The 15044-nt window shown below is 65.1% G+C and carries 15 protein-coding genes; 8 read left to right on the top strand and 7 right to left on the bottom strand.

Features of this window, described 5'->3' with window-relative positions; all coding sequences use genetic code 11:
- Positions 1-2: 2 nt before the first annotated feature.
- Positions 3-1010, top strand: a complete 1008-nt coding sequence (locus MTX34_RS12925; protein ID WP_243609689.1) for a nitronate monooxygenase — start codon at positions 3-5, stop codon at positions 1008-1010.
- A gap of 10 nt (positions 1011-1020) precedes the next feature.
- On the opposite strand, the gene MTX34_RS12920 is transcribed toward MTX34_RS12925, so the two are convergent.
- The gene (locus tag MTX34_RS12920; RefSeq protein WP_243609688.1) at positions 1021-3066 is read right to left on the bottom strand and encodes a glycoside hydrolase family 15 protein; all 2046 of its coding nucleotides are present in this window, start codon (positions 3064-3066) and stop codon (positions 1021-1023) included.
- A gap of 93 nt (positions 3067-3159) precedes the next feature.
- Between MTX34_RS12920 and MTX34_RS12915 the strand changes: the two genes are divergently transcribed.
- The 6 genes from MTX34_RS12915 (at position 3160) to MTX34_RS12895 (ending at position 7569) form a co-directional block, all read left to right on the top strand.
- Positions 3160-3393, top strand: coding sequence for a hypothetical protein (locus MTX34_RS12915; RefSeq protein WP_243609687.1), 234 nt, complete (start codon positions 3160-3162; stop codon positions 3391-3393).
- Between the two features lie 118 nt (positions 3394-3511).
- Positions 3512-3601, top strand: coding sequence for an Ms4533A family Cys-rich leader peptide (locus MTX34_RS26135; RefSeq protein WP_335741815.1), 90 nt, complete (start codon positions 3512-3514; stop codon positions 3599-3601).
- Between the two features lie 197 nt (positions 3602-3798).
- Positions 3799-4821, top strand: a complete 1023-nt coding sequence (locus tag MTX34_RS12910; protein WP_243609686.1) for a sulfate ABC transporter substrate-binding protein — start codon at positions 3799-3801, stop codon at positions 4819-4821.
- 2 nt (positions 4822-4823) lie between these two features.
- Positions 4824-5717 (top strand): sulfate ABC transporter permease subunit CysT, encoded by an 894-nt coding sequence (gene cysT, locus MTX34_RS12905; RefSeq protein ID WP_243594028.1) that lies wholly within the window; start codon positions 4824-4826, stop codon positions 5715-5717.
- Positions 5714-6514: a sulfate ABC transporter permease subunit CysW gene (gene cysW / locus MTX34_RS12900; protein WP_243609685.1), complete on the top strand. Its 801-nt coding sequence runs from the start codon at positions 5714-5716 to the stop codon at positions 6512-6514. The genes cysT and cysW overlap by 4 nt, the downstream gene beginning before the upstream one ends.
- Positions 6514-7569, top strand: a complete 1056-nt coding sequence (locus MTX34_RS12895) for a sulfate/molybdate ABC transporter ATP-binding protein (protein ID WP_243609684.1) — start codon at positions 6514-6516, stop codon at positions 7567-7569. The genes cysW and MTX34_RS12895 overlap by 1 nt, the downstream gene beginning before the upstream one ends.
- Here the strand turns inward: MTX34_RS12895 and MTX34_RS12890 are convergent.
- The 5 genes from MTX34_RS12890 to MTX34_RS12870 are packed head-to-tail and all read right to left on the bottom strand — an operon-like array spanning position 7529 to position 13032.
- The gene (locus tag MTX34_RS12890) at positions 7529-8365 is read right to left on the bottom strand and encodes a sirohydrochlorin chelatase (RefSeq protein WP_243609683.1); all 837 of its coding nucleotides are present in this window, start codon (positions 8363-8365) and stop codon (positions 7529-7531) included. The genes MTX34_RS12895 and MTX34_RS12890 overlap by 41 nt on opposite strands.
- A complete protein-coding gene (locus tag MTX34_RS12885; RefSeq protein WP_243609682.1) occupies positions 8362-9666 on the bottom strand; it encodes a sulfate adenylyltransferase subunit 1 in 1305 nt (434 codons plus the stop codon). Before MTX34_RS12885 ends, MTX34_RS12890 begins: the two co-directional genes overlap by 4 nt.
- Entirely contained in the window at positions 9666-10610 is a 945-nt protein-coding gene (gene cysD, locus MTX34_RS12880; RefSeq protein ID WP_037193075.1) for a sulfate adenylyltransferase subunit CysD, read from the bottom strand. Before cysD ends, MTX34_RS12885 begins: the two co-directional genes overlap by 1 nt.
- On the bottom strand, positions 10607-11317 hold the full coding sequence (locus MTX34_RS12875; RefSeq protein WP_037193073.1) for a phosphoadenylyl-sulfate reductase: 711 nt from the start codon (positions 11315-11317) through the stop codon (positions 10607-10609). The genes cysD and MTX34_RS12875 overlap by 4 nt, the downstream gene beginning before the upstream one ends.
- On the bottom strand, positions 11314-13032 hold the full coding sequence (locus MTX34_RS12870) for a nitrite/sulfite reductase (RefSeq protein WP_243609681.1): 1719 nt from the start codon (positions 13030-13032) through the stop codon (positions 11314-11316). Before MTX34_RS12870 ends, MTX34_RS12875 begins: the two co-directional genes overlap by 4 nt.
- A gap of 336 nt (positions 13033-13368) precedes the next feature.
- On the opposite strand from MTX34_RS12870, the gene hemW reads away from it, so the two are divergent.
- Complete coding sequence (hemW, locus tag MTX34_RS12865; RefSeq protein WP_243609680.1) at positions 13369-14580, top strand: radical SAM family heme chaperone HemW; 1212 nt, start codon at positions 13369-13371, stop codon at positions 14578-14580.
- 40 nt (positions 14581-14620) lie between these two features.
- On the opposite strand, the gene MTX34_RS12860 is transcribed toward hemW, so the two are convergent.
- A complete protein-coding gene (locus MTX34_RS12860) occupies positions 14621-14926 on the bottom strand; it encodes a type II toxin-antitoxin system VapB family antitoxin (protein WP_243594021.1) in 306 nt (101 codons plus the stop codon).
- Between the last annotated feature and the right edge of the window lie 118 nt (positions 14927-15044).

The raw sequence follows: 15044 nt of genomic DNA, 5'->3' as shown, positions 1-15044 counted from the left end.
CTGTGACGACACCGATTCTGAAGCAGCTGCGTGTTCCCGTTGTCGGTGCGCCGATGGCAGGTGGCCCGAGTACTCCCGAACTCGCCCGCGCAGTGTCGGAGGCAGGTGGGCTCGGTATGATCGCCGGTGCGTTGCTGACGCCCGAAGCCCTTGCAGCACAGATCGACTCGGTGCGCGGTCTGCTGTTCGGTGTAAATCTCTTTCTGCCCGAGGAGCCATCGGGGGCTGACGTCCAGGCCTATGCCGAGCACCTGGCGTCCTGGTTCGAACGCTTCGACGCAAAGCCGGGTGAGCTGGTGCGGCGCGACGACTTCTATGCCGAGAAGTTCGCCTGGCTGCTCGCGCACCCGGTACCCCTGGTGTCGAGTACGTTCGCGACGTTCGACGCGGACGAGGTCGCCCAGTTGCACGCCGTGGGAACCGAGGTGTGGGCCACCGTCGCCACCGCGTCGGATGCATCGGTCGCCACCGCCAATGGCGTCGATGCGCTGGTGGTGCAGGGCCCCGAAGCGGGCGGGCATCGAGGCACCTTCGACGGTTCGGCCCCCGACGAGCCGCTGACCGAACTGCTGATCGCAGTGCGAGAGGTTTCCGATCTACCCCGAATCGCCGCGGGCGGGCTGATGGACGGACGCGACATTGCGCCACTGCTGGATTCGGGTCTCGCGCATGCGGCGCAGCTCGGAACAGCGTTCCTGAACACTCCCGAGGCCGGTACCAAGCCCGTGCACCGGGAGCAACTGGGCATCGCTTCCGACACTGCGGTGACCAAAGCCTTCTCCGGCCGTCCTGCGCGCGGGCTGGTGAACGAATTCATGCGCGAGAACTCCGAAGCGGCACCGCTGGCGTATCCCGATCTGCACTATCTGACCGCGCCGATGCGTGCGAAGGCCGCGGCGGCAGGAGACCCCTCGGGACTGTCGATGTGGGCCGGCACCGGCTATCGCCGCGTGCAGGCGAAGCCAGCGGCCGAGCTGATTGCCGCATGGGCAAGGCAACTCGGCCGCTGAACCTGCCCGCTCAGGGGTTGGCGTGCGCAGGCTGGAAGTGCCCCGACACCTGAGCTTCCTCGGCGCGAATGACGTGCACCACGGCGTTGATGAGTGCGAGGTGGGTGAACGCCTGCGGGAAGTTGCCGAGGTGACGGCCGGTGCGGTGGTCGATCTCCTCCGCGTAGAGCTTGAGCGGGCTCGCATAGCCGAGAAGTCGTTCGCACAAATGCTTGGCCCGCGGGAGTTCGCCGATCTCCACCAGCGCCGAGACGAGCCAGAACGAGCAGATCGTGAACGTTCCCTCCTCGCCTGCCAAACCGTCGTCCGTGGTGTCGGTTCGGTAGCGCAGAACCAATCCGTCCTCGGTCAACTCGTCGGCAATGGCGAGCACCGTCGCCCGGATGCGTTCGTCGTCGGCAGGCAGGAACCGCAGGAGAGGTGCCAGTAGCAGCGATGCGTCGAGCGACGGGTCACCGTAGCGCTGGGTGAGCACTCCGCGTTCGTCGGTGCCGTTCTCGAGGATGTCCGCCTTGATCTCGTCCGCGATCTTGTTCCACTTGATCGAATACTCCGTCTCGCCATGGATGTCGGCAAGCTTGGCACCGCGATCGAGCGCAACCCAACACATGAGCTTCGAGGATGTGAAGTGCTGCGGTTCGCCGCGGACTTCCCAGATGCCGCGGTCCGGTTTGCGCCAGTTGGCGATCGCTTCCTCGACCTGACGCTTGAGCAGCGGCCACAGGAATTCCGGAACATGCTCCCGCGACTTGACGTGCAGGTACACCGAGTCGAGCATCGTGCCCCAGATGTCGTGTTGTTCTTGGTCGTACGCGCCGTTGCCGATGCGAACGGGTTGCGCGCCGTCGTAGCCGGACAGGTGCGGCAGCTCGCTTTCGTCGAGGGTCTTCTCGCCGCCGATTCCGTACATCACCTGCAGCGGATTGACTTCACCGTTCGCCGTCGTCGCCACATCGGACATGAATGCGAAGAAGTCGTTGGCCTCACGGTCGAGTCCGAGTGTGTAGAGGCCCCACAGTGCGAACGTCGAATCACGTACCCACGTGTAGCGGTAGTCCCAGTTTCGTTCTCCGCCCGGCGTTTCCGGAAGGGAGGTGGTCGACGCCGCCAGTAGGGCTCCGGTGGGCGCGTAGGTCAGGCCTTTGAGTGTCAGGGCGCTGCGCTGCAGGTAGCCCCGCCACGGGTGATCGGGGAACCGGCCGATCGTGATCCACTGCCGCCAGCATTCGGACGTCCGCCACATCTTGTCCGCAGCCTCGTCGAACGTCTGGGGCGCAGGAAGGTCCGACCACGAGAGAGCGACGAACACGTTGTCGCCCTCCGTCATTCGGGTACGTGCACGCGCTTCGCGTCCCTCGATGCCGATCCGGAGGTTGGTGGTCAGCTTCAGGGTGGGCTGATCGCCGCCCGCACTCGCCTCACAGGTGGCGGTGGTTTCCTCGTAGACCTTGCCGGTGTACTCCCATTTCGCGGGTGCGCGGTGGTAGTCGAAGGCGGGCTCGCAGCTCATCTCCAGTTCGACTGTGCCGCTGACACACTTGATGGTGCGCAGCAGGATGTGCTCGGCATCCCAGTCGCTCGGTGCGCGCTTGTGGGTGCGGGAGCGTTGATCGGTGTTGTGCCACGGGCCCATGACGAGTGCGTCACGAACCACCAGCCAGCCGGTTTCGGTCTGCCAGGTCGTCTCGACGATCAGGCCGCCGGGCAGGTATCGCCGCGCGGCGGGCACGGATTGACCGTACGGGCCGACGCGGAAGTGCCCTGCGCTTCGATCGAGAACCGCTCCGAAGATGCTGGGGGAGTCCGGTCGGGGCACGCACATCCACTCGACCGATCCGTTGCGGGCGATCAGGCAGGTCGTTTCGCAGTCCGAGAGGAACGCGTAGTCGTCGATCGGCGGAAAGGCGCTGCGGTAGGACGTCAGGGTGGACACCGGGGCGTCGGTGCTGCCCAACGCTCCCTGAACCTCGACCCCGCCCAAACCTGGGTGTCCCGACCCCATGGCGGGCTCGTCGGCCACCGGGGGCACTGGCGAAACATCTTCGTATGCCGTCATGGCGTAATCATCGACCGATCGATGGCACTCGTCCACTGCTGGTCCTCACTCGGCGTGGCGTGAGGTCGTCACGGGCTGGTTTAAGCTGCGTGAGTGGATGCGATTGCACGCTGGTGGGACGGCGTCGAACTGTGGGTGACGGGTTTGCCGTTCGTCCCGCAGTCGGTTGTCGTGCTGCTCGTCCTCGTGCCGTCCGCATTTCTGCTGGCACGGGTGTTCGATCGCGTGCTCGCGGTGGTTCTGCACCTGCTCGGGCGCGATGCCCGGGCTGCTCGTGAGACGGAGCTCTCCGATGCGGCCACCACTACGACGAAGGATGGACAGTAATGCCACGGTCTCGGGTCACGTTGGCGCTCATCGCGCTGCTGGTGCTGGTTGTCATCGCCTGGTTGCTCACTCGATAGCCGATTAGAGTCGGTCCGGAACCTCTGCTAGATTTCTGACCGTGTCTTCTGCCGCCGAGTACTGCGTCCGCCACCAGTTGGCGTTGATTGCTGTCGGCATGCTGGCAGTCGCCGACATCGACTGTTGTTGATTCTTTCCTTCGTCGAATCGGTTCGTCGATCGTGGCCGTCGCGCACAACCGCGCTGCGACAGTTCACGACGTTCTTCTTGCCGCGCACGATGGTCCCGCGATGACGCGCGGCCACGGCAGTGGCCCGGTTCGACTCGGGAGTCTCGACTCTGCCCGGCTCGTACACAGTGCATACCGTCATGAAAGGCCTTCTCTCGATGAGGCACAGCTCTCGCTCCCTGCTGACCACGTTCGCGGCTGTGGGAGCCCTTGTCCTCACTGCTTGCAACGGTGGATCCAGTGACGTCGTCGGCGGTGAGCCGGACACCGCGAGCGGGCCCGCGCTGACCCTCGTGAGCTACGCCGTCCCGAAGAACGGTTGGGACGCAATCGGTTCGGCCTTCGCGGCAACCGAGGACGGCGACGGAACGGCGATCAACGCCGACTACGGCCCATCCGGCAACCAGTCGCGCAAGGTCGTCGACGGTGCACCCGCAGACATCGTCAACTTCTCGGTCGAACCGGATATCACGAGACTGGTCACCGCAGGCAAGGTCGACGAGGACTGGAACCGGAATGCCTACGCCGGAGTGCCGTTCGGGTCCGTCGTGACCATCGTCGTGCGCGAGGGCAATCCCAAGAATATTCGCACCTGGGACGACTTGCTCGAGCCGGGCGTTCAGGTGATCAGCCCCAGCCCGCTCAGCTCCGGTTCGGCCAAGTGGAATCTGCTCGCGCCCTACGCGGCGAAGAGCAACGGCGGGCAAGACAAGCAGGCCGGTCTCGACTTCGTTCGCGCACTCGTCGCCGATCACTTCCCGGTTCAGCCCGAATCCGGCCGCGCCGCAACCGAAGCCTTCCTGCAGGGGCAGGGTGACGCGTTGCTCAGCTACGAGAACGAAGCGCTCCTGATCGAGGAACAAGGACAGGAAGTGGAGCACGTCGACGTTCCTGTCACGTTCCGCATCGACAATCCGGTGGCAGTGATCAACGACAGCGCCAATCTCGATCGCGCCAATGCTCTCAACGATTTCCTCTACTCCGACGAGGGGCAGAGGATCTGGGCCGAGTCCGGCTTCCGGCCGACGAACCCGGATATCGCGTCGGAGTACTCCGACACGTTCTTCACCCCCGAAAAGCTGTACACGATCGACGATCTCGGCGGTTGGACCCAGGTGGACGCGGACCTGTTCGGCGACAACGGTGCCATTGCCACGATCTACCAAGAGAGCACTCGGTAGAGATGTCCGTATCGAACAGTGAACCGGCACCGGCGCAGTCGGGTGCCCTGCCCAGCACGACGCCTCGATTTCGTGCTGGGCGGGAAGGCCGGAAGTTTCGCGGCCCGGGATCGGTGGGTCCACTCGGCCTGGGTGTCGCCGTGTTGTGGCTCAGTGTCATCGTGCTGCTTCCGTTGGCCGCATTGACGGTTCAGTCCTTCGACGACGGTTTCGTCGGCTTCTGGAACGCGGTCACCGAGGAACGCGCAGTGGCCACGTTCAAGGTGACACTGCAGGTGTCCATCGCCGCAGCGGTGGTGAACCTCTTTCTCGGCACGCTGATCGCGTGGGTCCTGGTGCGTGACGAGTTTCCGGGCAAGCGTTTCGTCAATGCGTTGATCGATCTACCGTTCGCACTGCCGACCATCGTGGCCAGCCTGGTGCTGCTGTCGCTCTACGGTCCGGCGAGTCCGATCGGGTTGGTGTTCAACGCAACCAAGCCTGCGGTGATAGTCGCATTGCTGTTCGTCACGCTGCCGTTCGTTGTGCGCGCGGTGCAGCCGGTGCTGATCGAACTCGACAAGGACGTCGAGGAGGCCGCAGCGTCGCTCGGCGCGAACAACTGGACCATCTTTCGTCGCATCGTCCTGCCCGTGCTGCTGCCGGCGATTCTCAGCGGTGGCGGCCTCGCCTTCGCTCGGGCCATCGGCGAATTCGGATCGGTGGTGCTCATCGGCGGCAACATCCCCAACGACACGCAGGTCGCGTCGCAGTACATCCGTGAGCTCATCGAATACGACCGAACCACCGATGCCGCGGCGATCTCCGTGGTGCTGCTCGCGATCGCGTTCGCGATGCTGTTCGTGCTTCGCGTGGCGGGCAATCGACTGGCCCGACGTGAGGAGCAGATCTCGTGAAAATCGGACTGCCGATCAAACTGACACTGCGTACCGTCGCTCTGCTGTACCTCGCCGTTTTGGTGCTCTTTCCGCTCGGCACCATCCTGTTCCGCACGTTCGAGGACGGGATCGTCACGTTCTGGGAACAGATCACTACCCCGGCCGCGCAGTCGGCACTGCAGCTGTCGTTGTTGATCGTCGCGATCGTGGTTCCGATCAACATCGTGTTCGGTGTGGTCACCGCCCTCGCGCTCGTGCGCGGACGGTTCCGTGGCAAGGGTGTGCTCGAAGCCATCGTGGATCTGCCCTTCGCGGTGTCGCCCATCATCACCGGCGTCGCGCTGATCCTTCTGTGGGGAGCCAACGGATGGTTCGGCGGGGTCGAAAGCCTCGGCTTCACGGTCATCTTCGCGCTCCCCGGTATGGTCATCGCGACGATTTTCGTCACCCTGCCGTTCGTCGTACGCGAGGTCGAACCGGTGCTGTACGAAATCGGAGAAGAGCAGGAAGAGGCCGCCTCGACGCTCGGTGCTTCGTCGTGGCAGACCTTCTGGCGCATCACCCTCCCGGCGATCCGATGGGGTCTGACCTACGGGGTGGTTCTGACCGTCGCGCGATCGCTCGGCGAGTTCGGTGCCGTGATCATGGTCTCGACCAACCTGCCCGGCATCTCCCAGACACTCACGCTGCTGGTCAACACACGGTACGAGGACTTCAATCAACAGGGCGCGTACGCCGCGTCCACACTGCTGATGGGGATCGCCGTCATCGTGCTGCTGTTGATGACTGCCCTCGACAAGAAGAGGACGAAGTAATGACCGAGACACCCCCCGAGATCGAGATCTCCGTCGTCGGTGCCAACAAGCACTACGGCGACTTCGCCGCCCTCGACGATGTCAGCATCGACATTCCCAAGGGATCGTTGACGGCGCTGTTGGGACCGAGTGGCTCGGGCAAGTCGACACTGCTGCGCTCCATCGCCGGGCTCGAGCAACTCGATTCCGGACGTGTTGTGCTCGCCGGCCAGGACGTGACGTGGGTCAGCCCGCAGCGCCGTGAGATCGGGTTCGTCTTCCAGCACTACGCTGCGTTCAAACACCTGACGGTGCGCGACAATGTCGCCTTCGGCCTGCAGATTCGGAAGCGTCCCAAGGCGGAGATCGCCAAGAAGGTCGACGAGTTGCTCGAGATCGTCGGGCTTGCCGGATTTCAGGGCCGCTACCCGGCGCAGCTGTCCGGTGGACAGCGTCAGCGCATGGCGTTGGCCCGTGCCCTCGCCGTCGACCCGCAGGTGCTGCTGCTCGACGAGCCCTTCGGTGCGCTCGACGCCAAGGTGCGTGCCGATCTGCGGACGTGGCTCCGCCGACTGCACGACGAGGTGCACGTCACGACCGTGCTGGTGACCCACGATCAGGAGGAAGCGCTCGACGTCGCGGACAGGATTGCGGTCCTCAACAAGGGCCGTATCGAGCAGGTCGGCAGCCCGGAAGATCTCTACGATCGCCCGGCCAACAACTTCGTGATGTCCTTCCTGGGCCAGGTTGCGAAACTGAACGGACTTCTCGTGCGCCCGCACGACATTCGCGTCGGACGCGACCCGTCGTTGGCGCAGGCCCAGGCCAGCGGGACGGCCGAATCGGCCGGTGTCACGCGCGCCGTCGTCGAGCGCGTGGTGCACCTCGGCTTCGAGGTGAAGGTCGAAATGAAGAACGCGGCCACCGGCGAACTGTTCGCGGCGCAGATCACCCGCGGTGACAGTGAGGCACTCGGTCTCCGCGAGGGCGAGACTGTGTACGCGCGAGCGACTCGGGTGCCGAAAATTGCAGACGCTAGCGATCCCGATGCGATTGCTGCAGCACAGGTTCGATGAACCGGTGCGGTAGCGCGTTCGGCTCCTGCGTCGCCACGGCTCGTGCCGCAGGAGTGGAGCCTGCGGAACGACCCATTGAGACCGCGGAATCGTAGCGCCGCGACACCAGATCGGCCAGCGCCGGATGTGCTCCGATGACCTCCGCATGCACCACGTTCGGTAGGCCTGCCACCGACGCCTCGATCCTGTCGGTGAGCAATCCCGGGGCCAAGAACCAGGGTGCAACGACGATGCGGTCGGCTCCCATCGAGCGCAGCTGTGTGACCGCATCGGTGGGGGATGGGGAGACCGATGTCGCAAAGCAGGTGACCGCACCGGCCCAGCCTGTTCCGGCCAGTAGCTTCTCCGCGATCACACGAGTGCGCTGATTCGCCGGTGCCACCGAGGAGCCAACCGCCGCAAGCGCGATTCCGACCGTCGGATCGTTCAGCGCTGCACCGGTATCGGTGATGCGGTCGCGGACTGCGTCGATGAGGAGAGTGTCGTCTCCGAGGACGTCGGCCTGCACGATCGATACCCGCGGGTGCCTCGTTCGGGCTGAGTCCAGCAGCGCGGGCAGATCGACCTTCGCGTGAAAAGCTTTGCCCAGCAACATCGGGACTGCGACGACGCGTTCATGGCCGGCGGCGGTCAATTGTTCGACGACCTGCTCGACGCCCGGTTCGGTGAGATCCAGAAATGCGACGCGCACCTCCAGATCCGGACGCCGTCGACGCAGGACGTCGACGGCGCGGTGGATCATCGCACCCGAGCGCGGGTCACGGCTGCCGTGAGCAACCGCGATCAGTGCGCTCACGCCGGAACTGCCGACCCCAGTTCGACGGCAGCCAGGGCGTTGCCCACGAGCCCGGCAGCCAGCGTGTTGCCGCCGGCCGGATCGATCAGCAGGAAGCTGCCCGTGTGCCGGTTGACGGCGTAGTCGTCTGCCACGATGGGTTCTGCCACGCGCACGGAGATTCGACCGATCTCGTTGAGCTCCAACGATTCCGGCCCTTCCTGTGCAGTGAGCTCCTGCTCGTCGAACCGCTCGATCAGTGTCCCGACGATGGCCTGGGTGGTGCGCGTGCCGTGCTTGAGCAGTAGGCGAGCGCCGGGGCGAAGCGGCTTCTCGGCGAGCCAGCACACCGTGGCTTCGAAGTCGCCGATCGGTTCGGGTGCGTCCTGCGGTGAGGCGATGGTATCGCCGCGCGAGACGTCGACGTCGTCGGCGAGCACGAGGGTGACGCTGCGTCCGGCGTGGGCCGTGCGCAGTTCCCCGTCGGCGGTGTCGATGCGCTCGATGGTGGTCCGAGTGCCGGAAGGCAGGATGACGACCTCGTCGCCGACGTCGACGGTGCCTGCTGCTACCTGGCCGGCATATCCGCGATAGTCCGGGAAGTCTGCTGTGCGCGGACGGATCACGTACTGCACGGGGAATCGCAGACCGACCCGATGCGGTTCGGCGTCCACCGGGACCGACTCGAGGTGCTCGATGAGGGTGGGGCCGTCGTAGTACGGAGTCTTGTCGGACTTCACCGCGACGTTGTCGCCGTGCAGTGCGGACACCGGGATTTCGATGACGTCCTCGCTGGACCAGCCGAGTGAGGTGGTCAGCGAGTTGAACTCGGCCGAGATCTCGGCGAACACCGTTGCGGGGTCCTCGACCAGATCGATCTTGTTGACCGCGAGCACCAGGCGTGGAACACCGAGCAGGGCGAGAACCGCTGCGTGCCTTCGAGTTTGGGTGATGACACCCTTGCGGGCATCGACCAGCAGGATGACGAGCTGAGCCGTCGACGCTCCGGAGACGGTGTTGCGGGTGTACTGCACGTGGCCGGGAGTATCGGCCAGCACGAAGGAGCGGTGCGGCGTCGCGAAGTAGCGGTAGGCCACGTCGATGGTGATGCCCTGTTCGCGTTCGGCGCGTAGGCCGTCGACGAGCAGCGACAGGTCCGGTGTGGCCAGTCCCTTGTCCACCGACGCCCGAGTGACTGCGTCGATCTGGTCTGCCAGAACCGATTTGGTGTCGTACAACAGGCGTCCGACGAGGGTCGACTTGCCGTCGTCGACGCTACCTGCGGTGGCGAGGCGAAGGAGTTGAGTTCCCGTGCTGCTCATCAGAAGTATCCTTCTCGTTTGCGGTCTTCCATGGCAGCCTCGGAGACGCGGTCGTCGCCGCGGGTGGCTCCGCGTTCGGTCAGCCGTGACGCGGCCACCTCGGCAAGGATCGCCTGGTTGTCAGCGGCCTCGGACAGGACTGCGCCGGTGGTGGATCCGTCGCCGACGGTGCGGTAGCGCACCGACAAGGTCTGCAGTTCCTCGTTCTCGGCCGGTCCGCCCCACACTCCTGGCGTCATCCACATGCCGTCACGCTGGTAGACGGGACGCTGATGGGCGTAGTAGATGCTCGCCAGTTCCACGTCGTCACGGGCGATGTAACGCCAGATGTCGAGTTCGGTGAAGTTGCTGAGCGGGAACACCCGCACCTGCTCACCGGGGGAATGCTTGCCGTTGTACAGGTTCCACAGCTCGGGGCGCTGCTTCTTGGGCTCCCACTGACCGAAGGCATTGCGTAGCGAGAAGATCCGCTCCTTGGCGCGGGCGCGTTCCTCGTCGCGTCGGGCACCGCCGAAGACGGCGTCGAACCGATTCTCGGAGATCGCGTCGAGAAGCGGCACGGTCTGCAGCGGGTTGCGGATGCCGTCGGGGCGCTCGGTGAGGCGTCCGTCGGCGAGGTACTCCTCGACGCTGGCCACGTGCAGGCGCAGGTTGTACTTCGCGACCACGTGATCGCGGAAGTCCAGCACCTCCTGCAGGTTGTGGCCGGTGTCGACGTGGAGCAGTGCGAACGGCAGGGGAGCGGGCCAGAAGGCCTTGATCGCCAGGTGCAGCAGGACTGTCGAGTCCTTGCCGCCGGAGAACAGGATGACGGGGCGCTCGAACTCGCCCGCCACCTCGCGGAAGATGTGGATGGCCTCGGATTCGAGTGCGTCGAGGGTGTCGAACCGATCTGCGTCGAGATGGGTTCGACCGACGGTCGCCGAGGTGAGGTCGAGTGTCATGAGGCGTGCAACCCACATTCGGTCTTGGCCTTACCGGCCCAACGACCGCTACGCGGGTCGGCTCCGGGGGCAGGTTTGACGGTGCACGGCGCGCACCCGATGGACGGATAGCCCTCGTCGACGAGGGGATTGACCAGAATCGAATGTTCGTCGATGTAGGCCTGCATCTCCTCGTCCGACCACGGTGCGATCGGGTTGATCTTCACCAGGCCGAAGGCGTCGTCGAACGAGATGAGCGGGGCGTTGGCACGCGTGGGTGCTTCGACCCGCCGGATGCCGGTGACCCAGGCGCTGTAGTTCGCCAGTTCCTTCTTCAGAGGGGCGACCTTGCGCATCGCGCAGCACCGGTTGGGCTCGCGGGCGAACAGGTCCTTGCCCTCGATCGAATCCTGTTCCGCCACAGTCTTCTCGGCGCGGGCGTTGACCACGTGCACGCCGTAGACCGCCTCGACGGCGTCGCGCGTTCCGATGGTCTCGGCGAAGTGGTAGCCGGTGTCGAGGAACAACACGTCCACGCCGGGATGGACCTGTGCAGCGAGGTGAACGAGAACCCCGTCCTGCATGTTGGAGGCAACGATGAAGTCGTTACCGAAGTTGTCCTCGGTCCACTGCAACAGCTCCAGTGGGCTCGCCCCGTCGAGTTCGCGGGCACCGCGCTCGGCGATGTCCTTCAATTCCTCTACCGTCAAATTCAGCCTGGTACTCATCGCAAATCCGCCTCGTCTGCTCGCACGGCCCATTGAGCGAACCGTTCGCCGTCCTCGCGGTGCTTGTCGAAATTGCGCACCACTCTGTCGATGTAATCTCCCAGCTCGGAGCTGTTGACCTTGTGCTGGCGCAACTTTCGGCCGAAGGCACTGTCGAGTCCGAGGCTGCCTCCGAGATGAACCTGGAAACCCTCGATCTGATTCCCGGCCCCGTCGTCGACCAGCAGACCCTTGAACCCGATGTCGGCGATCTGCGACCGTGCGCACGAGTTGGGGCAGCCGTTGATGTTGATCGTGATCGGAACGTCGAGTCGACTGTTGATGTCGGACAGGCGCTCTTCGAGCTCCGGTACGAGAACCTGTGAACGCTTGCGGGTTTCGGCGAACGAGAGCTTGCAGAACTCGATGCCGCTGCATGCCATCAGGTTCTTGCGCCAGTGCGAGGGCCGGGCCGGTAGGCCCAGCGCATCGAGGTCGGAGATCAACTGCTCGAGCGTCTCGTCAGGAACGTCGAGGACGATCAGCTTCTGGTACGGCGTGAACCGCACGCGATCCGACCCGGCCTTCTCGGCGGCGTCGGCGACGGCGGCGAGGATGGTGCCGGAGACGCGACCCGCGATGGGAGCGACACCGACGGCGTTGAGCCCGTTCTTGAGCTTCTGGATCCCGACGTGATCGCGGGGCCGAGCGGGCTTCTCGGGAGCCGGGCCGTCGATGAGCTTGCGGTGCAGGTACTCGTCCTCGAGGACCTGGCGGAACTTCTCGATGCCCCAGTCCTTGATGAGGAACTTCAGGCGCGCCTTGGTACGAAGTCGACGGTAGCCGTAGTCACGGAAGATCGAGACGACGCCTTCCCACACGTCCGGCACCTCGTCGAGCGGGATCCAGACACCGACCCGCTGCGCCAGCATGGGGTTGGTGGACAGTCCGCCGCCGACCCAGAGGTCGAGCCCCGGTCCGTGTTCGGGATGGTTCACACCGATGAATGCGCAATCGTTGACCTCGTGCACCACGTCCTGCAGGCCCGAGATCGCCGTCTTGAACTTGCGCGGCAGATTGGAGTACTCGGGCTTGCCGATGTAGCGCTCGACGATCTCGTCGATGGCGGAGGTGGGGTCGAGAATCTCGTCGACCGCCTCGCCCGCGAGCGGGGACCCGAGCACCACGCGTGGGCAGTCGCCGCATGCCTCGGTGGTCTTCAGGCCAACCGCTTCGATGCGACGCCAGATCTCGGGGACGTTCTCCACCTCGATCCAGTGGAACTGGACGTTCTCCCGATCGGAGAGGTCGGCGGTGTCGCGGCCGAAGTCCTGGGAAATGCCGGCGAGGACGCGCAGCTGCTCCAGGTTCAGTGCGCCCGCGTCGCAGCGGATGCGCATCATGAAGTACTTGGCCTCGAGCAGGTCGATGTTGTCGTCACCGGTGAAGGTGCCGTCGTAACCCTGTTCGCGCTGGGTGTAAAGGCCCCACCAACGGAAGCGGCCGCGGAGGTCGCCCTTGTCGATGCTGTCGAACCCCTGCTTGGAGTAGATGTTCTCGATGCGGGCACGCACGTTGAGCGGGTTGTCGTCCTTCTTGGACTGCTCGTTGGCGTTCAGTGGCTCCCGGTATCCCAGTGCCCACTGTCCCTCGGCTCGACGCTTGGTCGGCCGTGGCGTGCGCTCCCGTGGTGTAACGGGGGCAGCGTCGGTGGTCGCGTCGCTGGTCGACGACATGCATTGCTCCTGCATCTGTGTGCTGGCCGGTACCCGGGACGACAGCGCAGGCGATTGCGCTCTCGAGGACAGTGGGGAACCGGTGGATCGAATGGACGTGCTCGAAGGAGGGCTGGTCAGCAGCCGGTCGTGTGTCGACACGACGCACTGCAGACACGGCCGAGATCGACATGGCGGCGCGCCACGAGTCGAATTCCTGAGTCGGTCACGGGAGCCATTGTGCCACGTCATCGGGGCGACAGACGACCGCGGCGGCTATTTACCCCGATTTTGCGGTGAATAGGCTGGCAGGGCGAGTGGGATCGGGCGGACCTGGACTCTGGGAGACTGGAGATCGTGAATACCGTCGTGCCCGTCCCGTCCACCTTCGAGCTGCCGGTCGAGGCATTCGACGGGGTGGGGGATCGGGCGTTCGGGATCTACGTGCACGTTCCGTTCTGCGCCACTCGGTGCGGGTACTGCGACTTCAACACCTACACGGCGGGTGAATTGGGAACGTCGGCGTCTCCGCAATCCTGGTTGGAGGGCCTGCGACGCGAACTCGACACCGCGGCGGGGCTGATCCAGGCCGGTACGGGTCGCGTGCCGACGGCGGACACCGTCTTCGTCGGCGGCGGCACACCGTCACTGCTCGGGGGCGACGGTCTGGCCGACGTCCTGGGTGCGGTCCGGTCCAGTTTCGGTGTGACCGACGGCGGCGAGGTGACCACCGAATCCAACCCGGAATCGACGTCGCCGGAATTCTTCGACCGGCTCCGAGACTCGGGCTTCACTCGAATTTCGCTCGGAATGCAGTCCGCTGCACCACATGTGCTCGCCGTGCTCGATCGCACCCACACACCGGGTCGCGCGGTCGCTGCGGCCAAGGAGGCTCGCGCGGCCGGGTTCGAGCACGTCAACCTCGACCTCATCTACGGCACCCCTGGCGAGCGAGACAGCGACCTCGATCAGTCTCTCGCCGCGGTGCTCGAGGCAGGCGTCGACCACGTCTCGGCCTACGCACTGATCGTCGAGGACGGCACCGCCATGGCACGCAAGGTTCGACGCGGTGAGCTGCCGGCACCCGACGACGACGTACTGGCGAGCCGATACGAACGCATCGACACGGCGTTGAACGCCGCGGGCCTGTCCTGGTACGAGGTGTCGAACTGGGCCACCGACGCTGCGGCGCAGTGCCGTCACAACATCGGTTACTGGGACGGCGGCGACTGGTGGGGCGCGGGACCCGGTGCACACAGCCACATCGGTGGCACCCGGTTCTGGAACGTCAAGCACCCGGCCGCGTACGCCGATCGGCTCGCCGCAGGCCACCTACCGGTGCACGGCAGCGAACTGCTCAGCGCCGAGGACAGACACCTGGAGGAGCTGATGTTGACCGTGCGGCTCCGCTCGGGAGTGCCGATGGCTCTGCTGGGGCCGGCCGAGCGCGCTGCCGCCGAGCAGAGTGTGACGGACGGGTTGATGGTGCGCCGCGGGGAACGGCTCGTGCTCACCGATCGCGGCCGATTGCTGGCCGACGCGGTGGTGCGCAGTATCGCAGCCGCCTGACCGATCTGTCCGGTGCCGCGGTTCTCGGGCCTCCGTACCCTCAGGCGCCGAGGGCGTCGTAGTCGAACACCCTGGCGTGCAACACTGTTCGATTGCGCAGAGCCGCACGCACTGCGCGGTGCAAGCCGTCCTCGAGATAGACGACACCACGGAACTGCACCGCATGAGGGAACAGATCGCCGTAGAAGGTGGAGTCCTCGGACAGCAACCTGTCGAGCTCGAGCACCTTGGTGGTGGTGACGATCTCGTCCAGACGCAGCTGCCGTGGCGGGATTCTCGACCAGTCTCTGATGGACAGACCGTGCTCGGGGTACGGCTTTCCGTCACGCACACCTTTGAAGATCATCGCGAGCCCGTGGCCGCTGGGTCGAATCGAAAGACAGTTTCCACTCGGACCACAGTAAGGCCTTGCACGAGCATGCGTTCGCCGGCTACTAGACTCGAGCGACGATTGGAAACGAGAA

The organism is Rhodococcus sp. ARC_M5, assembly GCF_022810405.1.
Taxonomy (GTDB): Bacteria; Actinomycetota; Actinomycetes; order Mycobacteriales; family Mycobacteriaceae; genus Rhodococcoides; species Rhodococcoides navarretei.
Note: the sequence above shows the minus strand (reverse complement) of the source record. Positions and strands in the feature narration are given on the sequence as shown.